This window comes from Burkholderia sp. Tr-20355 (genome assembly GCF_017104685.1).
GTDB lineage: Bacteria > Pseudomonadota > Gammaproteobacteria > Burkholderiales > Burkholderiaceae > Burkholderia > Burkholderia seminalis.
Map to the genome: position 1 here is coordinate 40,181 of NZ_JAAGPK010000037.1, position 22,177 is coordinate 62,357.

The window sequence follows — 22,177 nt, forward strand, 5'->3', positions numbered from 1 at the left end:
AACTCGCTCAACCGACATGACAACGACTACCGAACGCGTGGACGGCGCCGCCCAGCATCTCGTCGCCGCCCGCCATGCCGGCTCGCCCGGCCCGCTGCTGCCCGATGCGCTGCGCCCCGAGGACGTCGACACCGCGCTCGCGATCCAGCAGCGCGTGGCCGACCTGCTCGGCGAACCCGTCGGCGGATGGAAATGCGCGCTGCCGCCGCCCGACCGCGTGATCCTCGCGCCGATCTTCGCGTCGACGATCCGCGAAGCCGATGCGCCGTACCGCGTCGTCGGCGGTCCGATCGTGCGGATCGAACCGGAAATCGCATTCGTGCTCGACCGCGACCTGCCCCCGCGCGCGCGGCCCTATGAAGAAAGCGACGTGCGCGCGGCGATCCGCGAAGTGCGCATCGTGCTCGAGGTGCTCGGCTGCCGCTACGCGGAGCCCGCGCGCGCGTCGAAGTTCGAGTTGCTGGCCGACGGGCAATTCAACCAGGGGCTGTGCGTCGGCCCGGTCGTGCCCGACGGGCTGAACGTGCCGCTCGAGACGCTGGCGCTGTCGTTCGAAGGCGCGCTGAACCGCACGATCGACGGCCGCCATCCGGACGGCGATCCGCTCAAGCCGCTGGTGTGGCTCGTCAATTTCCTCGCGGCGCGCGGCGAGGTGGTGCGCGCCGGGCAGATCGTGACGACCGGTTCGTATGCGGGTGCGATCGACGTGCCGCTCGGCGATGCGCTGACGGTTCGCTTCGGCGAGCTCGGCAGCCTGTCGGTGACGTTGACGGCGTGATCGATCCGGCGCGTGGCGGCAGGCGCACGGCGCCGTGCACCTGCCGCCCGCCGTGATACCGTTGCACAACGTCGCGCGTTCCGGCCCGAAGGCCGCCCCCGCGAACCGCCTTTACGCCCGAACCCGCCATGTCGCTGACACCGCTGCCCGCCCTGCTCGACGAAACCCTGCGCATCGTCGCTCGTCGCTACCGGCTGCCGCCGCTCGACAGCGCAGCGTCGTTGACCGACGCCACGCCTCCGGCCACCGCCCTCGCGATCGTGATCGAGGAGGCGCGCCGGATGCGGGCGGACGGCGAGGCGCCCGGCACGGCATTGCGGCAGCGCTTCATCGATGCACTCGCGCGGATGATCCGCGACGCGATGGACCCTCGATCCGGCGATCCGTCGTTTCAGGCATCGGTACTGCGGCACGATGCGCCGAACGTGCGCGAATATGCGTCGCTGTCCGCGCACGCCGAGCAGGACCGGCGCGCGCTGTACTCGGCCGTCAATGCGATCGCGCACCCGGCCAAACTCGAGCGCAGCGCCCAGACGTGGCAACGCGACGCGCTCGCGCGACTGCATGCGGCCGCCACCACCGCGTCGTGGGCCGACCTTCATGCGACGCTGCGGCAACTGCTCGCGCTGCCCGCGATGGCGACCGACACCGCTTTCGAGCAGGACATCGTCAAGCTGAAGGACAGCCCCGCGCTCGAACGCCTGTTGCATCTCGACAGGCTGGCTTCCGACGACGACGTCCGCCGCTACCGCGCGCTGTGGGTCCGCCAGGGGCCGCTCGAAGGCAGCACGATCGCGGTCGCGCAGGGCGTTGCCTCCCAGCAGCGCGGCGCGGCCGTCGAGGCGCTCGCGGCACAGGCGCTCGACGCATTGGCCGGCAGGCTCGAAGCGGTGGACGGGCAGCGGTCCTACCGGGTGGTCACGTCGATGCGCGTGCCGTCATCGATCCCCGGCCGCCACGACCGTGCCAAGACCGAGTGGGACGCGATCCTGCTCGAACGCGCACGAAGCGACGACGCGGCATCCGCATGGAACGTCCGCTTCCTCGTCGAAGCAAAAGCGTCCGCCGATGCCGCGACGACCGATCTGCCGCGGCTGCTGCGCGGCCTGAACCTGCTGGCGCAGGCCGATCCGGACACGGTCTACGCGTTCGAGACGCACCAGGGCACGGTGCGCGTGCATGGCGCGTCGCTGCGCGCGCTGACCACCGACGCCGCCGCGCTGCAACGGGAAGTGCTCTATTGCTGCGACGCCGCCGCGGACGCGACACCGCGCCTGCTGGGCGCCGGGAGCCGGATGCAGTTGCTGTCGGCGCAGGCGAGCCTCGAATACGCGAGCGCGCTCGCGCAGCAGCGCCCGGATGCCGATCCGGACGGCCTCGGCGTCATCTGGCACGCGCTGCTGACCGTGCCGCAATGGCACGCCGTGCTGCATCAGTATCCGTCGTTGCGGCAGGTGCGCGAACTGATGGTGGCGATCGACGACCTGCGGGCCGCGATCGGCGACGCCGACGACGGGGAGGTCGCCAGCAGCGTGTGCGCATGACCGACGAGCGGCCCGGTCCGCTCAGTGGGTGAGCACGCCGAACGGCAACGTCCACCCCGCCAGCCGGCCGCCGTCGGCCCATCGCGCGTCGGTTGCGCCGCAAGGCAGCAGCACCGGCGCGGCCGCGTACTCGAGCGTTTCCTTCGGCGTATGGCCGAACTCCGCCTTGAACAGCCGGTGGAAATACTTCTCGTCGGGGAAGCCGTGCGCCCAGGCGATCTCGGCAATGCGCCGGTGCCGGCGCTGCGGATCGCCCAGCACGTGGTAGGCATGACGCAGCCGCCTGCGCGTGATCCGCCGCATCACGCCGCCCTCCTCCTTGAACAACTGATAGAGCCGCGCCCGCGACACGCCGATGTCGCGGCAGATCCGCTCGGGCGTGAGGTCCGGCTCCAGCAGGTGCACGTCGATGTAGCGGCGCACCCGGTCGACCAGCGCATGGTCGATCGGGCCGCGCGCATCGCTCAACGCCTGCGCGGTGGGCGCCACGGCCGCGGCCAGCAGCAGCAACATCGACTGGACGACGCTCGGCACTTCGTGCGTGCGCAGGTTCGGCAGGTTCCGGAACAGCGACAGCATCTGGTCCGCGACCAGGCGGCCCACGCCGCTCGTCAGCGTCTGGCCGTGCGCTTGCGCCGCATGGCCCGGCAACAGGTATCGGGGCACGACGAGGCTGATCACGTCGCCGGCGTCGACCCGGCAGTCGTTGATCTGCGCGACATCGTAGACGAACAGGTCGCCGGCGCGCTTGACCAGCTCGGGGCCGCCCGTATGACTCGCGAGCCGCCCGCCGAGCAGCAGCGTGAAGCGGATCGAATCCTGCCCGTCGAGGCGGATGCGCCGCGGCGTCCTGCGAACCGTATAGGTCGGCGCGCGCGAGCGCCATTGCCGGCCCGACAGGATCAGCGGGCCGATTGCCGCGCCGCTCGCCTCCGCGTCGAACGGGCCAAGCCCGCCGTCGTCATCGAGCCGGTAATCGCACAGCATGTCCTTGACCCAGACGTGGAACCGGTCCGGCTCGGGATAGTCGATCGTGCGAAACTTGAAAACAGGGACGAATGCCGCTTGATCCATGACAGTTTTTTATCGAACCGGTGGAAAAGGAGGAATCGGTTCGTCGATTATCGGACCAAATTGCGCCGGCGCAAGGCCGACGCGGCCATTCGTCCATTCAAGCGGTCGGCCGGCGCCCGCTGACGGGCGCCGTCGTCACCGCGGCCATCAGCGTTGCGGATGGCATTCCCAGTTGTTGTACGTCGGCCGATCGAGCGGCGTGAGCCCCGGAATCATGAACACCGTGCAGCCGAAACGCCGCCCCTTGCCGGTCGTCGCGTCGTAACTCACCTTCTGGCCGCCCAGCCCGTCCTTTTTCGCGTACTGCACGTTGGCGATGGTGATCTCGTCCGACGACGCGAGCCCGAGCGTCTTCGCGGTCGACGTCTGGACGTCGACCATGTTCATCTGCGTCGTGCCGCATGCGGACAGCACAAGGGCGGCGACCGTGACGCCCAAGGCGGTCCGGACGGTGAAATGCAAGGTTCTTTTCATGTTTTCTCCTTCAAATTCGTGGCGCGAACCCGTTACGAGCCCGGTGTGTAAAAACTTGCCTGTACCTGGCTGCCGACGCTCGGGACATACGACAGCCACGCCAGCGCCATCGCCCCCGTCGCGTTGACGGCCAGCGCCGGCCACGATGCGCTCTGTGCCGCCACCGTCGACGCGCTCCACGCGCCCTTCCGGTAGCTGGCCGCGATGACGGCCGATGCCCCCGGCAAGCCGGTGTCCTGCCAGGCGGCCGTCACGTTGCCGGCCGCATCGATCACGAGCGGCGGGTACTGGCCTGCCGCGCCGTTCAGGTGTTCCGTCAGCCGCTGCAGCGGCCCCCAGTTCCCGCTCGCATCGGACACGCTCACCTGCAGCGCCGCGCCGCCTTCCGCCCACATCGCGGCGGCCACGCCGTTGTCGTTGACGGTCAGCATCGGCGTCGCGATGAACCCCGTCGGCTCGACGATCGCCGGCGAAACGGGCTGCGCGGGCTGCCACCCGGTTCCGGACACATAGCGTTGCGACATCGTGGCGGTGTAGATCTTCCCGTTCGTCACGTCGATCTGCCCCCAGAGCAGCGTGATGTTGCCCTTCGCGTCCATGCCGGCCACCGGCGAGATGATCGTCGTGAACAGGCTCGTGTTCGACACGGCCTGGTTCACGTTGGTCCAGCCGTTGGTCGCGTCGTACGTGGCCGTCCACAGCGCCGAGTGCGTATGGTTGGTCTGCCGCCACGCGAGCACGGCACGGCCGGACGCCAGCACCGAGATCATCGGCCGCACGTTGTCGGTGTCGCCGGTCACCGCACCCGGCCCGGTCTGCACCGGCATCTGGATCACCGCCGCCGGCGACCACTGGCCGGCCGGGGTGTAGCGCGACCACGCGATACGCGTATCGAGCAGGCTGATCGACTGCGTCCACGCGACGAGCGCGTTGCCCTGGCTGTCGATCCCGGCCGAATAGGTCGAACCCGCCACGTCCGGCACCAGTTCGAATGCCGCGCCCCATCCGCCGGCCGGGCTGTACGGGCGCGCGCACAGCGCGTACGTGTTGGGGCCCGGTTTCCATTCGGTCCAGAATGCGACGGCCTGCCCGCTCGCGTTGCCGACCAGCTGCGGCGGGCTCGAACTCGTCGTGTTCATCGAATGCGAGCCGTCGCCCGTGTCGAGCCGCGTCGCGCTGCCCCAGCCCGAGCCCGCGACATAGCGCGCGCCCCACATCTCGTTGCCGTTCGCGCCGGCGGGCCCATTGGTCATCCAGGTCGCAAGCGCGTTGCCGCTCGCGTCGATCGTCACGCTGGGCTCGCCCTCCGGCCCCTTGCCGTCGACCGCCGCGGCCTGCGACCAGCCGGCCTGCGGTTGCGCGGTCCCGCCGCCCGTCGGGCCGCCGCTTGCACCGCCGCCACTCGAACCGCCGCCGGGCGAGGTCGAACCGGAAGGCGAACCGGGCGTGTTCGGTGTCGACAGCGACGCGCCGCCGTTCGGCGCGACGTCGTCGCCGCCGCATGCAGTCAGCGCGAGCGCGGCTGCCATGACCATCCATGTAATGGGTTTCATCGGAATCCTCTTGTTTTCATTTGCCGGCGCACGCGCGTCTGCGATGCGGAGAAACACGCATCGCACCGCCCGAAAGATTGATAAGCAATACTATTGAAAAGGCATGGAAACCGGCATGCGTTCGCGCCCCTGTCATGATCGAAGCCGTCGTTAGGATCGATGCGAGCGCCGCTTTCGGCAGACGGCCCCCCCCGTCGGGCAGCGAGGACGACGACAGGTCGTCTACCGTCGGATGTCCGTCACTGCCGGCTGCATCTTAATTCAGGCAGTCCCGATTCAAGGTGGCGTTGCGTCCACACTGGGTGGACTTCCGTTCCACCCGGCGGCGATCGACGCGATCGGCCCGCGCGTGCCGGCAACCGTTGCCGGCCGTGAGGTACGATACGCGCCGGGGCGACGCGCCCCGCCTGAGAGACCCGGCCATCGCGGCCCCCTACCCAGCACAAGAAAAATGCCAAGCAACCCATTGCTGCACCGAAACCTGTTCGCCGCGCTGGCGGCCAGCCTGCTCTGGATTCCGGCCGCCCACGCCAGCGGGGACGACGGCTGCTATGCGCCGACCACGCTCCGGCAATCCGGCTACTCGTGCGCCAACCTGCCGATGCTGAGCCCCGCCAACGACACGCGCGTCAACGCGATGCTGATGATGGTCGACAGCGCCAGGGTCGCGCAGGTGTTTCCGGACCCGAAGACCATCCCGGCGAAAGACCGGATCAACCAGATCATCGTGCCGTTCCCGATGGACTTCTCCGGATGGATCTATATCGGCCAGAAGGAACCGGAGAAAACCGGTGGCACGCCGGACGCCGATGCCTCGTCGAACCGGTATGCCGACGGCGAAGGCAGCATCTGCCGCAGCATGAACGCAGGCGCCGATGCGTTCAACGACGCACTGACCGGCGCCGGCGGCCTCCCCGCCGACGAAGCCGTGCGGCTGCGCACGGCACGCGCCGACATCGCGCAGAAGACCTGTGCCGCCGGCGGCGCGAGCGCCGTCTGGACGAAGCCGCCGGTCAAGTCGCCGCTCGGCCAGCAGTTCGCCGCGTACCTCGACGGCACGAACGCGTTCTACCGCGCCGACTTTCTCACCGCGACCCGGTCTTTCGCGCAGGCGTCGCACAGTGCGAACCCGTGGCTGAAGGAAACCGGCCTCTACATGGCCGGGCGGGCGCAGCTGAACGCCGCGCAGGCCAACGTGTTCGACAACGACAGCCCGACGCCGACGCGGGCGCGCGTGACGAAGGTGTCGCTCGACGCCGCGAATACGGTGTTTCGCACCTACCTGAAGGTGTATCCGCAGGGGCGCTACGCGGTGTCCGCGACGGGGCTGTTGCGACGGGTCGCGTGGCTCGGCGGGAACGTGACGCAGCAGGCCGATCTTTACGGCCACGCGCTCGCGCGCTGGTCGCCGGCGACGTCGAACGTGCCGCTGATGCAGCTGGCGAACGAACTCGACAGCAAGCTGCTGTTCGGACCGGATTTCGACGCACGCCAGATCCAGTCGCCGACCGTGCTCGCGACCGTCGACCTGATGCGCATGCGCGTGTCGGACAGCGGCGATTCGAGCAGCAGCAAGCCGATCACGCTGGACGAGTTGCAGGCGCAGAAGCCGCGCTTCGCGAACGCGCCCGTGCTGTACGACTATCTGCTCGCGACCTGGTACGTGCAGATCGGGCACAAGCCGGAAGCCGCGCTCGAACTGCTGCCGCAGACGCCCGCCTCGCCGCTCGACTACTTCGGCCTGAGCCAGCAGGCGCTGCGCGCGTTCGCGCTGGAAGACAGCGGCCAGAGCGACAAGGCACGCCAGCTGTGGCGCGACCTGATCCCGCTCGCGAAATTCCGCTTCCAGCGCGAAGCGCTCGAACTCGCGCTCGCGATCAACCTGGAGCAGGCCGGGCTCGTCAACGACGTGTTCGCCGACGATTCGCTCGTGCAGAACGTTGCGATTCGCGCGGTCCTGCTGAGGCGCGCGGCCAATGCGGACCTGCTGCGCGCACAGGCGCAAAACCCGGCGGCCGGCGCCGCGCTGCGCGACGCCGCGCTGTACACGCTGCTGTACAAGGAGCTCACGCGCTCGCGCTACGCGGAGTTCATCGCCGATACCGCGCTGGTGTCGGGCACGCCGGCCGACCCACTGAAGCCGTTCGTCGCGGCCGGCCCGCGGAAAGACGACGGCTACACGTGCCCGTCCGCGCGCGACATCGCGACGGTACTCCAGCAGAATCCCGCCGACGCGAAAGGGTTGAACTGTCTCGCCGATTTCGTGCGACTCAATCCGCTCGAGGCCAACCTCGAGGGCGATGCGTCGCCGTGGGCGCGTTACGCGCCGCCGTCGAGCACCCCGCGCACGGCGCCGCCGACCCTCGGCAACGCACCGTCGCAGTTCGCCGGCAAGCCGTACGAGCGGATGTCGAGCTATGTGACGGTGATGGCCGATGCACAGGCGAACCCGAACGACCGCGCCTACGCGTTCTACCGCGCGATCAAGTGCTATGCGCCGTCGGGCAGCAACGAATGCGGCGGCAAGGAAGTGCCGAAGAATACGCGCAAGCGCTGGTTCGATACGCTGAAGACCGCCTATCCGGGCAGCCCGTGGGCGCAGAAGCTCCGCTACTACTGGTGAGCGCCGCATGACGCGCATCGCGTGCGTCGCGCTGCTGCTGGCCGCGCGCGTCGCGCTGGCCGGCACCGTCGACGCCGCCCGGTACGACGCGTTCTGGCTGTGGGCGGGCGTGAAGCCGCAGGCGGTCGTGCGCGACGCGCGCACCGTCTACGTGCTGCAAGGGCAGATCGAGGCGGCGCCGCGCGACGAATCGCAAGTCCGCGTGATCGCGCAGGGCGTCGCGCTGCCGCCGGCGCCCCGCGCACGCGTGTGGCTTGTCTATCGTGCGCACACGCTGCGCTGGACGCCGCGCGTGACGCAGATCATGCTCGCGCAGCTCGAGCGCTGGCGCGCGTCGGGCCGCACGATCACCGGCATCCAGATCGACTTCGACGCGCGCACGCGCCATCTGCAGGATTACCTCGAATTCCTGCGGACGCTGCGCGCGAGCCTGCCCGCCGATTGCCGGCTGAGCATCACGGGGCTGCTCGACTGGAGCAGCCGCATCGATACCGACCAGGTCAACCAGCTCAGGGGCATCGTCGACGAAGTGGTCGTGCAGACCTACCAGGGGCGCAGCACGATTCGCGACTATGCGGACTACCTGCCGCGCGTCGCGCGGCTGCAGCTGCCGTTTCGCATCGGCGTGATCCAGGGCGGCGAGTGGGACGCGCCGCCGTACCTCGCGTCGAATCCGTGGTTTCGCGGCTACGTCGTGTTCCTGCGCAACGGCTAGCGGCCGGAACCGGGCCAACCCGCGTGCCGCCGCTCCTCACGCGTGATTGCGAACGCGGCGCCGGTCACGTAGATCGCCGACGTCCTACGCGGCACGCGCGATCGTGCCGGCGAGCCCCGCGAGCGCGATCACGAGCAGCGCGAACGCCGATGCCGCGGTGATCCAGCGCTGCTTCCGGTGAAGCAGCGGATGATTGATCGCGGCCATGTAGCCGGTCAGGATCGTGAAATCGACCGCGATCCACAGCGCGGCCAGGATCGCCAGGCTCACGCGCGAATCCGGCGTGATCGCGACGAACTGCGGAAAGAACGCGACGAAGAACAGCAGGTCCTTCGGATTCGCGATGCCGACGAGAAAGCCGCGCACGACGCCGGGCAAGCCGCGCGGCCGCGGTACCCGTTGGGCTCGCGCCTCATCGTCGCCGCCGCGCATGCGGCCGGTGCGCCATTCGCCGAGCAAGCTGCGGATCGCCAGCACCGCAATGAACACGCAACCGATCACGTGCAGCCCGTCGAGCAGGCGATCGCTGACGAGCACGACGCCGAACACCATCAGCATCGCGCCCGCGATCATCACGAGGCTCGCGGCATTCGCGCCCACCGCGGTCAGCATGCCCTGGCGGAAACCGCGTCGCGCCACGGTGCCCGTCACGAGCATGACGACCGGGCCGGGCGTCGCGATGAGCAGCACGATCGCGGCAAGATAGGCGAACAGTAGCGGGTAATGGAGTGACATGACAAAAAGTTGTTCTACCGTTTGACGTGCGAGCCGGTCACGGTGGCATCATGGAAGCCGGGCATGCCGAATTTCGCCTTTCCTGGAGTATCACGCGTCCGGGACACTGACGAAAAACGGAAAATCCTGCCACATGACATGAGTTTTATTCATATTCGAAACCCATGAAGGCCAAACCGCTTCCCCCTGTCTACGCACTGCGCGCATTCGAAAGCGCCGCGCGCACCGGCTCGTTTACGCTGGCCGCCGAGGAACTGAGCCTGACGCAGAGCGCGGTCAGCAAGCACGTGAAGACGCTCGAGGCCTACTTCGGCCGGAAGCTGTTCGTCCGGCGCGGACCGAAGATGACCGTGACGGCGGAAGCGCACATCCTCGCGTCGGGCTTGCGGCGCGGCTTCCGGCAGGTCGAGGAAGCGTGCATGCTGTTCCAGACGCAGCGCGACGTGCTGCGGCTCAAGGCGCCGTCGACGCTCACGATGCGCTGGCTGCTCGACGCACTCGCCGCGTTTCGCGCCACGCGGCCGGCCTTCGAAGTGCAGATCGCGAGCGTGTGGATGGATGTCGATACCGTCGATTTCTTCAGCGAATCCTACGATTGCGCGATCCTGCTCGGCGCCGGCAGGTTCGGCGAAAGCACGCATTGCGTGAAGCTGTTCGACGAGTGGCTGATTCCGGTGTGCTCGCGCGCGACCGCGACGGTCGCACGAGCGAACCCGTCCGCGTGCGAGCTGATCCACCCGTCGCCCGACCGGCGCGACTGGCGCCGCTGGCTCCAGGGCAGCGGCCACGCTCTGGACGTCGACATCACGCGCGGGCAGGTGTTCGACATGCTCGAACAGGGGATGGCGGCGGCGATCGCCGGCCACGGGATTTCGATCGGCGACCTCGCGCTGTGCGCGAAGGCGATCGACGAGAAACAGCTCGTGCTGCCGTTCAAGACGGCCGTCGGCACCGGCGACGCGTACTACCTCGTCTGGCCGGAAGACTCCGGCAAGGCCGCGCAGGTGCGCGAACTGCATGCGTTTCTGGCCGCCCGGATGCCGCGCCTCGCGCATCCGGGCGTCCGCTTCAACGGGGTGGGCTGAAACGCGCGGCCGGCCATCGCGCCACCCCGTTCAACGGGGGCGACGGATCGCCAGCCGCGCATCGCGACGCCGCCCGCCGCAGGCAGGCGTGCGCCGGACGTCGTTATGCCTGCACGAACGCCAGCAGGTCGGCGTTCAGGACGTCCGCATTGACCGTCAGCATTCCGTGCGAATAACCCGGGTAGGTTTTCAGCGTGCCGTTCTTCAGCAGCTTGACCGACTTCAGCGCGGCATCCGCGATCGGCACGATCTGGTCGTCTTCACCGTGCAGCACGAGCGTCGGGACGGAAATCGACTTCAGGTCGTCGGTCTGGTCCGTTTCCGAGAACGCCTTGATGCCGTCGTAGTGCGCCTTCGCGCTGCCTTCCATGCCCTGGCGCCACCAGTTGCGGATCACGCCCTGATGCACGGTTGCGCCTTCCCGGTTGAACCCGTAGAACGGGCCGCTCGGCACGTCGAGGAAGAACTGCGCGCGATTGTCGGCGAGCGCTTTCCGGAAACCGTCGAACACCTCGATCGGCAGGCCTTCGGGGTTCGATGCGGTTTTCAGCATCAGCGGCGGCACCGCGCTCACCAGCACGGCCTTCGCGACCCGGCCGGCCGGCTCGCCGTGCTTCGCGACATAGCGCGCGACTTCGCCGCCGCCGGTCGAATGACCGATATGCACCGCATTGCGCAGGTCGAGCGCCTCGACGACCGCGAATGCATCCGCGGCGTAATGATCCATGTCGTGGCCGTCCGAGACCTGCGCCGAGCGGCCATGGCCGCGCCGGTCGTGCGCGATCACGCGATAGCCCTTCTGCACGAAGAAGAGCAGCTGCGCATCCCAGTCATCGCTGGACAACGGCCAGCCATGGTGGAACACGATGGGCTGCGCATCCTTCGGGCCCCAGTCCTTGTAAAAGATCTCGACGTGATCCTTCGTGGTGACGTATGGCATCGCGATGACTCCTGTGAGGTGAATGAACGTGGCGCACTGGCCGACGACCATTATCGGGGATTATTGTGAAACCCGATTCGACGGTGACATGCCCGGGCCAATCATCCACCCGCAGGAAGCGAACACGCCGTTTTGCCCCGCGCACCGCGCGCGTCAGCCGTCCGTCGAGACCGTCACGGCCTCCCACGCGCGGATTTCGTCGTCCAGCGCCGCCAGCTTGTTGCGCACCAGCCGCAGCGCATCGCTGCCGAGCAACAAATGCGCGGGCGGGTGGTCGGCGCCGATGACGGCGAGCATCGCCCGCGCGGCCTTCGCGGGATCGCCCAACTGCTTGCCGCTCTTTTCCTCGCGCGCCTGGCGGATCGGGTCGAACAGCGCGTCGTAGTCGGCGATCGAGCGCGGCGTGCGCGCCATCGAGCGGCCGGCCCAGTCGGTGCGGAACGATCCCGGCGCCACGGCCGTCACCGCGATGCCGAACGGCTCGAGCTCCTTGCCGAGCGATTCGGAAATGCCTTCCAGCGCAAATTTGCTGCCGCAGTAGTAGGCGATGCCCGGCATCGTGATGTGGCCGCCCATCGACGTGATGTTCAGGATGCGGCCGCGCCGGCGTTCGCGCATGAACGGCACGACCGCCTTCATCATCGCGACGGCGCCGAACACGTTGACGTCGAACTGCCGGCGCATCTCCGCGAGCGGCGCTTCTTCCATGATCCCTTCGTGCCCATAGCCCGCGTTGTTCACCAGCACGTCGATGGGCCCGACGTTCGCCTCGATGTCCGCGACGACGCCGTCGATGCGATCGAAGTCGGTCACGTCGAGCACGCGTGCGACCGCCGCGTGCGCGGACAGCGCCTCGAATTCCCGTGCCGCCTGCGCGCTGCGCACGGTGCCGACCACCGTGTGACCGGCCGCCAGCGCCTCCTGCGCCAGCGCGCGACCGAATCCGCTGCTGACGCCCGTGATGAGCATGATGTTGCCGGATGCCATGTGTGCTTCTCCCGAATGTCGATTGAAGCATGCATACTAGTCTGACGATCGATGTCGATTAAGCCAGATTCCGCTGATTTTCTTGCACAAAACTATGAGCGATGCCCCAACCTCCGCCCGATATCCGTCGCCGTCTCCGCGCGACCGGAAACGCCTGGTGACGCTGCTGCGCACGCTGGCGCCCGACGAAGGCTACAACCTGACGGCGCTGCCGAGCGTGCGCATCCTGCGCTCGAACCGCGCGCTGTCGCGCACGCCGGTGCTGTACGACCCCGGCATCGTGATCGTGTGCCAGGGCTCCAAGTGCGGCTACTTCGGCGGCGAGCGCTATCTGTACGACGAACACCATTACCTGGCCGTGTCGGTGCCCGTCCCGTTCAGCATGGAAACCGACGCCACGCCCGAGCGCCCGCTGCTCGCGCTGTACCTGCACCTCGATTTCACGCTGGCCGCCGAGCTGGCCGCGCAGATCGACCGCGAAGGCAGCGCGGAACCCGTGCACGCACCGAGAAGCATGATGTCGACGCCGATGGACGAAGCGATGCACGCGTCGGTGCTGCGTTTCGTCGAGGCGATGCACCGGCCGCTCGACGCCGCGATACTCGGCCCGGCGCTGCTGCGCGAACTGTATTTCCGCGTGCTCACCGGCGCCCAGGGCAGCGCGATGCGCAGCGCGCTGGCGATGCGCGGGCAGTTCGGCCGGATCGGGCGGTCGTTACGCGTGATCCATGCCGACTACGCGCGGCCGCTGGACGTGTCGCGACTGGCCGACGCGGCCGGCATGAGCGTGCCGAGCTTTCACAGTCACTTCAAGGCGATCACGCAGGTGTCGCCGATGCAATACCTGAAGTCGACGCGCCTGCATCAGGCGCGCCTGTTGATGGTGCGTCAGGACCTGACGGCGGAGGCCGCCGGTTATGCGGTCGGTTATACGAGCCCGTCGCAGTTCAGCCGGGAATTCAAGCGTCTGTTCGGCCTGACGCCGGCGCAGGAGACGCGGCGCATGCGCGACAGCTTCGCGATTCCGGATGCATTCGACGATGCGGTGTTCGTGTCGTCGCATTGATCGACACCGGAACCCGGCGCGACGCAGGCGCTCATCGATCGGCGTCGAGCACCAGGCCGGCCAGCGACTTCAGGATGAACGCGGTCACGCCCCAGATGTCCTGCGGCTGATCGGCCCAGTACCAGCCGCCCGCGCGTTCGCCGTCGACGTATTGCCGCGGCAGCGCCGGATTCAGCAGCGCGGAAAACGGAAACTCGAAGATTGCCTCGACTTCGGCCGGCGCGGCCTCCCAGGCGGCGGCTTCCGGCACGATGCCGACCACCGGAAAAATCGCGTGACGACGCTTTCGGGTGCGATGGATCGGCATGCATCCGACCACCTGCACCGCGCCGGGATCGAGGGCGATTTCCTCGAACGCCTCGCGCAGCGCCGTCGCGCCGATACCGGCATCGGACGCCGCCGGACGCCCGCCCGGAAAGCTCACGTGCGACGCGTATTCGCTGAGTCCCGACGACCGCTTGGTGAGCAGGATCGTCGGCTCGCGCCGCGCGACGATCGGGACCAGCACGGCGGACAATTTCCACTGGCCGTCGTCGCCCGCCAGATATCGCGCTGCCGTGGGCCAGTCCGTGTCGGCGGGAATCCCGAAGCCCTTTACGCCACGCACGATCTTTTCCAGCACGGCCTGCGGTGAAGCGGCCCACGCTTTCTCCGCATTCCGGGCGCTTCCGTCGGATGCCATGTCTTCCTCCCGCATGGTTGAACCTGCAAGCGCTGGGCGACGCTGGACCCGACAGGTGCCGCAAAGGCAAGGCGTCGTTGTCGTAAAAACGATGAACCCGGATCCGGATGCGATCGAAAAAGGCACGCGCCTCGCGCGCGACTGCCTGCTTCCGCGCAAGAAATTCTCGCCATCGTGGCAGGGGGTGGAATACCCGTGCCGGTTCGTCGTCGACGCATCGGAGACACCCGATGATGCATGAAAAACGGATCGCGGGTGCGCCGCGCCGCGCCGCGCAGCTTGCGGGCACAATGGCGTACCGCACGGCCATTCCGTGCGTCGATCACGCCGGCACCCACGGCCGGTTCATCCGGTTTCGAAGCCGGATAAGCGCCCCCTCACGCGAGATTCACATGACGCCGTATGCCTTTCGCCTGTTGAATGTCTTCGCCGAATCGACGTTCGGCGGCAACCCGCTTTGCGTGTTCGACGACGCACGCGGCATGGACGACGCGACCATGCAGGCGCTGGCCGTGCAGTTCAATCTGTCGGAGACGACCTTCGTGCTGCCGTCGGCGCGCGCGCATGCGCATGTCCGCATCTTCACGCCGGGCTACGAGATGGCTTTCGCGGGCCACCCGACGCTCGGCACCGCGCACGTCGTGCGCGACCTGCGCAAGACCGGCGACACGCTCACACTCGAATTCAAGGCGGGCATCGTCGACGTCCACGCGCGCGACGACGTCTGGACCTTCACCGCGCCGCATGCGGGCATGCCGAACACGGCGCCGTGCGAGCTGTCCGATGCGCAGACGGCAGCGCTGCTGGGGCTCGCCGAGGACGACCTGCTCGCGCCGCCGAAGTGGATCGACACCGGCACCGATCAACTGCTGGTCGCGCTCAGGGATCCCGCCGCCGTGCGGCGCGCGCAGCCCGACAGCGCCTGCCTGGACATCTGGCCTCGCAGCAGTCTCGGGCGCAGGACCGCATACGTGTTCGCGTTCGACGCCGAGCGCCCGGGGACGGTCGTGTCGCGCTACTTCTTCGTGAAACAGGGCGGCGGCGTGTCGGAAGATCCGGGCACCGGGTCGGCCTGTGCGAATCTCGGCGGCTGGTTGCTTGCCGCCGGACACGATCTGCCCGCCGCGTTTCTGGTCGAACAGGGCGACGCCGTCGGCCGGCCTTCCCGGCTGCGGCTGTCGATCGGCGCAACGGGCGACATAGGCGTCGGCGGACGCGTGATCGAAATCGGCCGCGGCGTCGTCAACCTATGACGCACGCGCGCCGGGCGTCGCCTTCGTTCATCGTGCCCCTACCCGCCACACCGTCACTTCGTGCAGCGTCTCGCCCGGCTTGAGTACCGTCGTCGGGAACGCCGGATGGTTCGGCGAGTCGGGAAAATGCTCGGCTTCCAGCGCGAACGCATCGGTTTGCCGGTAAAGCGTTCCGCCCTTGCCCGCGACGCTGCCGTTCAACCCGTTGGACGTGTAGAACTGCAGCCCCGGCTGGGTCGTGTACAACTCGAGGAAACGCCCCGACGCCGGGTCGTAAGCGCGCGCGGCAAACGCCGGTGCCGGCTGGCCGCCCTGGTCGAGCACCCAGTTCTGGTCGTAGCCGTGCGCGATCATGAGCTGCGGATCCGCGTCGCGCAGACGCGCGCCGATCGGCGTCAACTGGCGCAGGTCCATCGGCGTGCCCGCGACGCTCGCCAGTTGCCCGGTCGGAATCGACGTGGCGTCGGTCGGCGTGAAGCGCGATGCGGCGATCTCGATCAGGTGCCGCTCGACGCTGCCGCCGGCCTGCCCCGCCAGGTTGAAGTAGCTGTGGTTGGTCAGGTTGACGACCGTGTCCTTGTCGGTCGTTGCGCGATAGTCGATGCGAATGACGTTGTCGGGCGTCAATGTGTAGGTCACGTCCGTCGTCAACGTACCGGGGAAACCGTTCTCGCCGTCGGGGCTCACGTAGCGCAGCGTGACGCTCGAACCGTCCGCGTCGCTCCGCGTACCGGTGACCGTCCATACCTTCGCGTCGAAACTGTCGGGGCCGCCGTGCAGCGTGTTCGGCCCGTCGTTGACCGGCAGCTTCCACGTGCCGCCGCCGAGCGCGAAACGCCCGCCGGCAATCCGGTTCGCATAACGGCCGATCAGCGCGCCGAAATGGATGTTGCCGTTGTGGGCCTCGTAATCGCGCAGCGAATCGAAGCCGAGCACGATGTCGGCGACGTGACCCGACCGGTCCGGCACGTCGAGCGCGGTCACGATGCCGCCGTACGTGATGATCTTCAACGTCACGCCGCGCGGGTTCGCGAGCGTGTACTGGGCCACCGTCTGCCCGGCGGCGGTCTTTCCGTAATCGGCGCGGTGGATCGATACGTCGGGCGCCGCCGAGGCGATACCGGCATGGAACCCGATCGTTGCGACCGCACAGATCGCGATCAGCGGGTGTGGTCGTTTCATGGAAGCCTCCGAAGCGTTGCGACGGGCGGCTGCGCGCAAGCTGCGTGCCCGCACGCCGCCGGGCGACAGGCGGAACCGGTCTCGTCTCGGGGATCCGAACACGGCGCCGCGCCATCGCACGCGCATGATCGCACGGAAGCGCATCGATACGGCGGCACGTCCGGCTCGCACGCACTGGATACGGCGCGGCGCACGGCAGGCTGAAACGTCGGTGTCGAGCCGGCGCCGATGTCGGCACCGCTCAGGAGTAGCCGGTCAGCGCGCCACCGCTTCCGTATTCCGGACGCTGCCCAGAAACCGCGTCAGCTCCACCGTCTGCGGCCGCTCGAAGATCTCTTCGGCCGTCCCGGTTTCCCACACCCGGCCCTGGTGCATGAACACGATCCGGTCGCTCACCGCGCGCGCGAAGTTCATCTCGTGCGTGACCATGATCAGCGTCATGTCCTCGCGCGCGAGTTGCTCGACGACGCCCAGCACCTCGCCGACGAGCTCGGGATCGAGCGCGGACGTGATCTCGTCGCACAGCAGCACGCTCGGTTTCATCGCGAGCGCCCGCGCGATCGCCACGCGCTGCTGCTGGCCACCCGACAGCTGTTCCGGAAACGCGTCGAACTTGTCGCCAAGGCCGACGCGCTCGAGCATCAATTCCGCGATCGCGCGCGCCTGCTGGCGATGCGCCTTCTTCACGACCGATTGCGCGAGCATCACGTTCTGTCCGGCGCTCAGGTGCGGAAACAGGTTGTACTGCTGGAACACCATCCCGACCTTGAGCCGCAGCGCGCGCAGGTCGGCGTGCCGCGCATCGACACGCTCGCCGTCGACCGAGATCGTGCCCGCGTCGATGCTCTCGAGCCCGTTAAGCGTGCGCAGCAGCGTGCTCTTGCCGGAGCCGCTGCGGCCGATGATCGAGACGACCTGCCCGCGCTCGACGGAGAAATCGATGCCCTTGAGCACATGATGGGTACCGAAGTTCTTTTCGAGACCACGGGTTTCAACGAGCGACATGCCATCTCCTTTGCAACGTGCGCGCATAACGGGTAAGCGGGTAACAGAGCGCGAAATAGATCAGTGCGACGAGCCCGTACACGACGAACGGCCGGAACGTCGCGTTCGAGATCGCGATGCCGACCTTGGTCAGCTCGGTGAAGCCGATGATCGACACCAGCGCCGTATCCTTCACGGCCTGCACGCCGAAGCCGACCGTCGGCGCGATCGCGATGCGTGCGGCCTGCGGAAGGATCACGTGACGCAACTGCTCGACATAACTCATGGCCAGGCTCGCCGAGGCCTCCCACTGCCCTTTCGGCACCGCCTCGACGCAGCCGCGCCAGATTTCGGCGAGATACGCACTGGTGAAGAACGTGAGCCCGGCCGTGGCCGCGACCCACGGCGGCACGTCGAGCCCGACGAGCGGCAGGCCGAAGAACACGATGAACAGCTGCATCAGCAACGGGGTGCCCTGGAATACCTCGATGTACAGCTTCGCACCGCCACGCAACACCGGCGAACCCGACACGCGCATCACGAGCACCCCGAGGCCGACCAGGCCGCCGGACAGGAACGACACGATCGACAGCACGATCGTCCAGCGCGCGGCCAGCAGCAGGTTGGCGAGAATCTGCCCGAACGTGAAATCGATCATCGCGCACCTCGCACACGACGGGAGAACAGGCGACGCCCCATCGAACCGAGCGCGCCGCGCAGCAGCAGCGCCATCGCCAGGTACGCGAGCGTGATGACGAAATACGTCTCGAATGCGCGGAAGTTGCGCGATTGAATGTAGCCCGCCGCATAGGTCAGGTCGGCCACCGAGACCTGCGACACGACCGCCGAACCGAGCATCGTGATCACGATCTGGCTCGAGAGCGCGGGAAACACCTTGGCGAGCGCCTGCGGCAGCACGACGTGGCGCAGCATCTGCGCGCGCGACATCGCAAGCGCGGACGCCGCCTCGAGATGCCCGTTCGGGACGGCGGCGACGCCCGCGCGCACGATCTCGACCGAGTACGCGCCGAGATTGAGCGTCATCGCGAGAATCGCGGCCGTGTATTCGTCGATGTGCACGCCGAGCGCGGGCAATCCGAAGAAGATGAAGAACAGCTGGACGACGAACGGCGTATTGCGGATCGCCTCGACGTACGCGCCGATCAGCGGGCGCAGCCGCACGACCACCGGCGCGTCGACGCTGTACGCGGCCGCGCCGAGCACGCCGATCGCCACGCCGAGCACGGTCGCGACCGCGGTCAGCGCGAGCGTGATCGCCGCGCCGCTCGCGAACACGCCGGCGTATTCGGCGAGATCGCCGAATTGAAGCTGGTAGCTCATGACGATTGAGTAAGTTCAGGTTCGGACAACGACACCCGCCGCGCCGGCGGCGCCGGCCGCGGCGGTGTATCAGGCAACACGGCGATCCGTCACAGCCCCGCCGGCAACGGCTGGCCGAGCCATTTCCGCGACATCGCGCCCAGCGTGCCGTCCTGCTTCGCATGCGTGATCGCATCGTCGATCTTCGCGAGCAGGCGCGGCTCGTTCTTGTTGACGCCGACGAAGCACGGCGAATTCTTGATCACGAACTTGACCTCGGGCCGGCGCGGCGGATTCTTCGCGAGAATGGCCGCCGCGACGATGTTGCCGGCGGCGATCAGCTGCACTTGCCCCGACAGGAACGCCTGGATCGTCGCGTTGTTGTCCTCGAAGCGCTTGATCGTCGCGTTCGGCGCAAGCTGCGTCAGCGCGATCTCCTCGAGCGCGCCGCGCGTGGCGCCGACCGTCTTGCCGGTCAGGTCGGCGGGCCCGCTCACCTTCACGTCAGCCGGCCCGAACACGCCCTGGAAGTACGGCGCGTACGCGGTCGAGAAGTCGATGACCTTCTCGCGCTCGGGCGTCTTGCCGAGCGACGAGATCACCATGTCGACCTTGTTGGTCGTCAGGTACGGAATCCGGTTCGCGCTGTTCACGGGCACCAGCTTCAGCTTCACGCCGAGCGATTTGGCGAGCAGCTCGGCCATGTCGATGTCGTAGCCCTGCGGCTGCATGTCCGTGCCGACCGAGCCGAACGGCGGATAGTCTTCGGGCACCGCCACGCGCAGCACGCCGTTTTTCGCGATGGTGTCGAGCGCGTCGGCATGTGCCGGTGCAGCGGCGAACAGCGCCATCACGGGTGCGGCGATCAGCGCAGCCAGCCAGGTGCGTCGGGGGAACGGTCGAGTCGTCGGGCTCACGGTGAATCTTCCTTGTCTGGTATGTCGTCGGGCAGCGCGCAACCGTTGCGCGGCCGATGCAACTCCAGCAAAAACCGGGCCATTGCCGTGAAACGCTTGCCGTGCCGGCACGAGCGGGAAATGCCGGCAACCCGCATTCCTCATTTCGGTGCATGAGTCGGCATCGGCGACAGCCGTTGCCCCCGCAGTGCGCGCGGGCGCACCAAATTACCTAACCGGTTCATCCGGGAAACACGACCGCCGTGCATGCGCGGTGCCGGCCGGCGCGTTTTGCGGCGCGATCGTCGTGGCCCATATGCACGGATTCGAACAGGTTCAGTCCAAATTTGCATTCCGTTTGTGACGGGAATTACGGCCGAATACGTTCGCGACATACCGTGCGTTTCGCCGCGATCGGCAAATCGCAAGCAGGACGGGCGCGCCTGATTCCGCGCCCGGGTTCTCCGGTACGAGTCGTTCCCGATCGTCCCGCGATCGGGACGAATGCAATCACTTCAGAGCACGAGGACGCAATCATGGCATCGCTTCCGGAACCGTCGACAACGGGCGAAACCAACAAACGCAGCTGGCTCGAATCGCACGAAGCCGGCTATCACAAGACCCTCGGCAATCGACAGGTACAGATGATCGCGATCGGCGGGGCCATCGGCACCGGTCTGTTCCTCGGCGCCGGCGGCCGCCTGCAGGCCGCCGGACCGTCGCTCGCGATCGTCTACCTGGTATGCGGCGCGTTCTCGTTCCTGATCCTGCGCGCGCTCGGCGAACTCGTGATGCATCGCCCCAGCAGCGGCAGCTTCGTGTCGTACGCGCGCGAATTCCTCGGCGAGAAGGCGTCGTTCGTCGCAGGCTGGATGTACTTCCTCAACTGGGCGATGACCGGCATCGTCGACATCACCGCCGTCGCGCTGTACATGCATTACTGGGCGCCGTTCGCGGCCGTGCCGCAGTGGATCTTCGCGCTCGTCGCGCTCTGCATCGTCGCGACGATGAACCTGATCGGCGTGAAGTGGTTCGCCGAGATGGAGTTCTGGTTCGCGCTGATCAAGGTCGCCGCGATCGTATTGTTTCTCGCGATCGGCTCCGTGCTCCTCGGCACGGGCGTGCCGGTGGCCGGCCACGACACCGGCATGCATCTGATCACCGACAACGGCGGGTTCTTTCCGCACGGACTGATGCCGGCGCTGGTGCTGGTGCAGGGCGTGGTGTTCGCGTTCGCGGGCGTCGAACTGGTCGGCACGGCGGCCGGCGAATGCAAGGATGCGCGCAAGGTGCTGCCGCGCGCGATCAACAACGTGATCTGGCGCATCGCGATCTTCTACGTCGCATCGGTCGTTCTGCTGGTCTGCCTGCTGCCGTGGAGTGCGTACAAGGCGGGCCAGAGCCCGTTCGTCACGTTCTTCGGCGCGCTCGGCGTGCCGGGCATCGGCTCGGTGATGAACCTGGTGGTGCTGACGGCGGCGCTGTCGAGCCTCAACTCGGGCCTCTATTCGACCGGGCGCGTGTTGCGTTCGCTGTCGATGGGCGGCTCGGCCCCCGCATTCCTCGGACGAATGAGCGCGCAATCCGTGCCGTACGCGGGCATTCTGGTGACCGTCGCGATCTATGTGGTTGGCGTCCTGCTCAACTATCTCGTGCCGTCGAACGTGTTCGAGATCGTCCTGAACATCGCGTCGCTCGGCATCATCAGCACGTGGGGCTTCATCGTCGTGTGCCAGATGAAGTTCCGCGCCGCGGTCAGGCGCGGCGAGGTGGACGACGTGTCGTTCAAGATGCCCGGCGCGCCCGTGACGTCGTGGCTCACGCTGCTGTTCCTGCTCGGCGTGCTGGTGTTGATGGCATTCGACTATCCGAACGGCACCTGGACGATCGCCTCGATCCCGCTGGTCGCGCTGCTGCTCGTGGCCGGCTGGAAATGGCTGAGCAGCCGCGCACGCCGCGGGTTGCTCAAACCGACCATCCCGTCGGTCACGCTGACCCAGCAAGTACTCGAAAAAGGCAACGACTGAGCCGACGCGCAATTGGCGGACGGCCTGAGGCCGACGCAGGCCGCCTCGCAGAACAAGAGACAATTCAATGGCACCGTTTGACGAAATGCTTGCGGGCGATCAGGTTCGCCCGCCCTACTCGCGAGTCAAGGCATGGCTCGACACGCAGAATCCCGCGAGCCTCGCCCAGAAAGCCCACGACGCGGAAGGCGTGTTCCGCAAGACGGGCATCACGTTCGCCGTCTACGGCGACGCGGAGGCCGCCGAGCGGCTGATTCCG

General features: G+C 67.7%; 20 protein-coding genes and 1 pseudogene. 9 read left to right on the top strand and 12 right to left on the bottom strand.

Translation table 11 applies throughout. The features are described 5' to 3' along the window. Positions 1-16: 16 nt before the first annotated feature. Both G3N62_RS12665 and G3N62_RS12670 read left to right on the top strand, forming a co-directional pair. Entirely contained in the window at positions 17-778 is a 762-nt protein-coding gene (locus G3N62_RS12665; protein WP_124671266.1) for a fumarylacetoacetate hydrolase family protein, read from the top strand. Positions 779-906: 128 nt separating this feature from the next. Further along, on the top strand, positions 907-2,322 hold the full coding sequence (locus tag G3N62_RS12670) for a 3-deoxy-D-arabino-heptulosonate 7-phosphate synthase (protein WP_124671267.1): 1,416 nt from the start codon (positions 907-909) through the stop codon (positions 2,320-2,322). A 21-nt stretch (positions 2,323-2,343) separates the two neighbouring features. On the opposite strand, the gene G3N62_RS12675 is transcribed toward G3N62_RS12670, so the two are convergent. The 3 genes from G3N62_RS12675 to G3N62_RS12685 all read right to left on the bottom strand — a co-directional run bounded on the left by G3N62_RS12675 (position 2,344) and on the right by G3N62_RS12685 (position 5,423). Continuing rightward, positions 2,344-3,396, bottom strand: a complete 1,053-nt coding sequence (locus G3N62_RS12675) for an AraC family transcriptional regulator (protein WP_069705807.1) — start codon at positions 3,394-3,396, stop codon at positions 2,344-2,346. Between the two features lie 147 nt (positions 3,397-3,543). Next, the gene (locus tag G3N62_RS12680; protein WP_049029016.1) at positions 3,544-3,870 is read right to left on the bottom strand and encodes a hypothetical protein; all 327 of its coding nucleotides are present in this window, start codon (positions 3,868-3,870) and stop codon (positions 3,544-3,546) included. A gap of 32 nt (positions 3,871-3,902) precedes the next feature. Continuing rightward, positions 3,903-5,423: a hypothetical protein gene (locus G3N62_RS12685; RefSeq protein ID WP_124671268.1), complete on the bottom strand. Its 1,521-nt coding sequence runs from the start codon at positions 5,421-5,423 to the stop codon at positions 3,903-3,905. Between the two features lie 451 nt (positions 5,424-5,874). Between G3N62_RS12685 and G3N62_RS12690 the strand changes: the two genes are divergently transcribed. Further along, positions 5,875-8,046 carry a hypothetical protein gene (locus G3N62_RS12690; protein ID WP_124671269.1) on the top strand — a complete coding sequence of 724 codons (2,172 nt, stop codon included), beginning with the start codon at positions 5,875-5,877 and terminating at the stop codon, positions 8,044-8,046. A 7-nt stretch (positions 8,047-8,053) separates the two neighbouring features. Beyond that, positions 8,054-8,761: a DUF3142 domain-containing protein gene (locus tag G3N62_RS12695; RefSeq protein ID WP_049029037.1), complete on the top strand. Its 708-nt coding sequence runs from the start codon at positions 8,054-8,056 to the stop codon at positions 8,759-8,761. Between the two features lie 84 nt (positions 8,762-8,845). On the opposite strand, the gene G3N62_RS12700 is transcribed toward G3N62_RS12695, so the two are convergent. Continuing rightward, complete coding sequence (locus G3N62_RS12700) at positions 8,846-9,496, bottom strand: LysE family translocator (protein ID WP_124671270.1); 651 nt, start codon at positions 9,494-9,496, stop codon at positions 8,846-8,848. A gap of 164 nt (positions 9,497-9,660) precedes the next feature. On the opposite strand from G3N62_RS12700, the gene G3N62_RS12705 reads away from it, so the two are divergent. Beyond that, positions 9,661-10,581, top strand: a complete 921-nt coding sequence (locus G3N62_RS12705) for a LysR substrate-binding domain-containing protein (RefSeq protein ID WP_059561327.1) — start codon at positions 9,661-9,663, stop codon at positions 10,579-10,581. A 103-nt stretch (positions 10,582-10,684) separates the two neighbouring features. Here G3N62_RS12705 and G3N62_RS12710 read toward each other — a convergent pair whose 3' ends face one another. Together G3N62_RS12710 and G3N62_RS12715 are read right to left on the bottom strand one after the other, a co-directional pair. Then, complete coding sequence (locus G3N62_RS12710) at positions 10,685-11,521, bottom strand: alpha/beta hydrolase (RefSeq protein WP_034189573.1); 837 nt, start codon at positions 11,519-11,521, stop codon at positions 10,685-10,687. Between the two features lie 153 nt (positions 11,522-11,674). Then, complete coding sequence (locus G3N62_RS12715; protein ID WP_124671271.1) at positions 11,675-12,508, bottom strand: oxidoreductase; 834 nt, start codon at positions 12,506-12,508, stop codon at positions 11,675-11,677. A gap of 94 nt (positions 12,509-12,602) precedes the next feature. Here G3N62_RS12715 and G3N62_RS12720 point away from each other — a divergent pair, with 94 nt between their 5' ends. Then, positions 12,603-13,574, top strand: a complete 972-nt coding sequence (locus G3N62_RS12720) for an AraC family transcriptional regulator (RefSeq protein WP_124671272.1) — start codon at positions 12,603-12,605, stop codon at positions 13,572-13,574. 31 nt (positions 13,575-13,605) lie between these two features. On the opposite strand, the gene G3N62_RS12725 is transcribed toward G3N62_RS12720, so the two are convergent. Further along, complete coding sequence (locus tag G3N62_RS12725; RefSeq protein ID WP_343727789.1) at positions 13,606-14,382, bottom strand: CoA pyrophosphatase; 777 nt, start codon at positions 14,380-14,382, stop codon at positions 13,606-13,608. A gap of 266 nt (positions 14,383-14,648) precedes the next feature. Between G3N62_RS12725 and G3N62_RS12730 the strand changes: the two genes are divergently transcribed. Continuing rightward, entirely contained in the window at positions 14,649-15,509 is an 861-nt protein-coding gene (locus tag G3N62_RS12730; protein WP_124671273.1) for a PhzF family phenazine biosynthesis protein, read from the top strand. Positions 15,510-15,536: 27 nt separating this feature from the next. On the opposite strand, the gene G3N62_RS12735 is transcribed toward G3N62_RS12730, so the two are convergent. From G3N62_RS12735 to G3N62_RS12755, 5 genes are all read right to left on the bottom strand, one after another. Further along, complete coding sequence (locus G3N62_RS12735; RefSeq protein ID WP_124671274.1) at positions 15,537-16,691, bottom strand: aldose epimerase family protein; 1,155 nt, start codon at positions 16,689-16,691, stop codon at positions 15,537-15,539. A 255-nt stretch (positions 16,692-16,946) separates the two neighbouring features. Next, positions 16,947-17,696 carry an amino acid ABC transporter ATP-binding protein gene (locus tag G3N62_RS12740; RefSeq protein WP_034189549.1) on the bottom strand — a complete coding sequence of 250 codons (750 nt, stop codon included), beginning with the start codon at positions 17,694-17,696 and terminating at the stop codon, positions 16,947-16,949. Next, positions 17,683-18,333: an amino acid ABC transporter permease gene (locus G3N62_RS12745; protein ID WP_034189548.1), complete on the bottom strand. Its 651-nt coding sequence runs from the start codon at positions 18,331-18,333 to the stop codon at positions 17,683-17,685. Before G3N62_RS12745 ends, G3N62_RS12740 begins: the two co-directional genes overlap by 14 nt. Next, on the bottom strand, positions 18,330-19,016 hold the full coding sequence (locus G3N62_RS12750; RefSeq protein ID WP_049036812.1) for an amino acid ABC transporter permease: 687 nt from the start codon (positions 19,014-19,016) through the stop codon (positions 18,330-18,332). The genes G3N62_RS12745 and G3N62_RS12750 overlap by 4 nt, the downstream gene beginning before the upstream one ends. An 89-nt stretch (positions 19,017-19,105) precedes the next feature. Continuing rightward, positions 19,106-19,912, bottom strand: coding sequence for a transporter substrate-binding domain-containing protein (locus tag G3N62_RS12755; protein WP_124671275.1), 807 nt, complete (start codon positions 19,910-19,912; stop codon positions 19,106-19,108). 515 nt (positions 19,913-20,427) lie between these two features. On the opposite strand from G3N62_RS12755, the gene ansP reads away from it, so the two are divergent. Together ansP and G3N62_RS12765 are read left to right on the top strand one after the other, a co-directional pair. Then, a complete protein-coding gene (gene ansP, locus G3N62_RS12760) occupies positions 20,428-21,918 on the top strand; it encodes an L-asparagine permease (RefSeq protein WP_034189545.1) in 1,491 nt (496 codons plus the stop codon). Positions 21,919-21,985: 67 nt separating this feature from the next. Next, positions 21,986-22,177, top strand: a pseudogene (locus tag G3N62_RS12765) (circularly permuted type 2 ATP-grasp protein); the annotation flags it as partial.

Excerpts from the sequence above, each read along its gene's own strand:
- ansP (WP_034189545.1), top strand. The coding sequence starts at position 20,428 with ATGGCATCGCTTCCGGAACCGTCGACAACGGGCGAAACCAACAAACGC.
- G3N62_RS12710 (WP_034189573.1), bottom strand. The coding sequence starts at position 11,521 with ATGCCATACGTCACCACGAAGGATCACGTCGAGATCTTTTACAAGGAC.
- G3N62_RS12740 (WP_034189549.1), bottom strand. The coding sequence starts at position 17,696 with ATGTCGCTCGTTGAAACCCGTGGTCTCGAAAAGAACTTCGGTACCCAT.
- G3N62_RS12705 (WP_059561327.1), top strand. The coding sequence starts at position 9,661 with ATGAAGGCCAAACCGCTTCCCCCTGTCTACGCACTGCGCGCATTCGAA.
- G3N62_RS12735 (WP_124671274.1), bottom strand. The coding sequence starts at position 16,691 with ATGAAACGACCACACCCGCTGATCGCGATCTGTGCGGTCGCAACGATC.
- G3N62_RS12750 (WP_049036812.1), bottom strand. The coding sequence starts at position 19,016 with ATGAGCTACCAGCTTCAATTCGGCGATCTCGCCGAATACGCCGGCGTG.
- G3N62_RS12690 (WP_124671269.1), top strand. The coding sequence starts at position 5,875 with ATGCCAAGCAACCCATTGCTGCACCGAAACCTGTTCGCCGCGCTGGCG.
- G3N62_RS12665 (WP_124671266.1), top strand. The coding sequence starts at position 17 with ATGACAACGACTACCGAACGCGTGGACGGCGCCGCCCAGCATCTCGTC.
- G3N62_RS12695 (WP_049029037.1), top strand. The coding sequence starts at position 8,054 with ATGACGCGCATCGCGTGCGTCGCGCTGCTGCTGGCCGCGCGCGTCGCG.
- G3N62_RS12685 (WP_124671268.1), bottom strand. The coding sequence starts at position 5,423 with ATGAAACCCATTACATGGATGGTCATGGCAGCCGCGCTCGCGCTGACT.
- G3N62_RS12675 (WP_069705807.1), bottom strand. The coding sequence starts at position 3,396 with ATGGATCAAGCGGCATTCGTCCCTGTTTTCAAGTTTCGCACGATCGAC.
- G3N62_RS12715 (WP_124671271.1), bottom strand. The coding sequence starts at position 12,508 with ATGGCATCCGGCAACATCATGCTCATCACGGGCGTCAGCAGCGGATTC.
- G3N62_RS12730 (WP_124671273.1), top strand. The coding sequence starts at position 14,649 with ATGACGCCGTATGCCTTTCGCCTGTTGAATGTCTTCGCCGAATCGACG.
- G3N62_RS12745 (WP_034189548.1), bottom strand. The coding sequence starts at position 18,333 with ATGATCGATTTCACGTTCGGGCAGATTCTCGCCAACCTGCTGCTGGCC.
- G3N62_RS12720 (WP_124671272.1), top strand. The coding sequence starts at position 12,603 with ATGAGCGATGCCCCAACCTCCGCCCGATATCCGTCGCCGTCTCCGCGC.
- G3N62_RS12670 (WP_124671267.1), top strand. The coding sequence starts at position 907 with ATGTCGCTGACACCGCTGCCCGCCCTGCTCGACGAAACCCTGCGCATC.
- G3N62_RS12700 (WP_124671270.1), bottom strand. The coding sequence starts at position 9,496 with ATGTCACTCCATTACCCGCTACTGTTCGCCTATCTTGCCGCGATCGTG.
- G3N62_RS12680 (WP_049029016.1), bottom strand. The coding sequence starts at position 3,870 with ATGAAAAGAACCTTGCATTTCACCGTCCGGACCGCCTTGGGCGTCACG.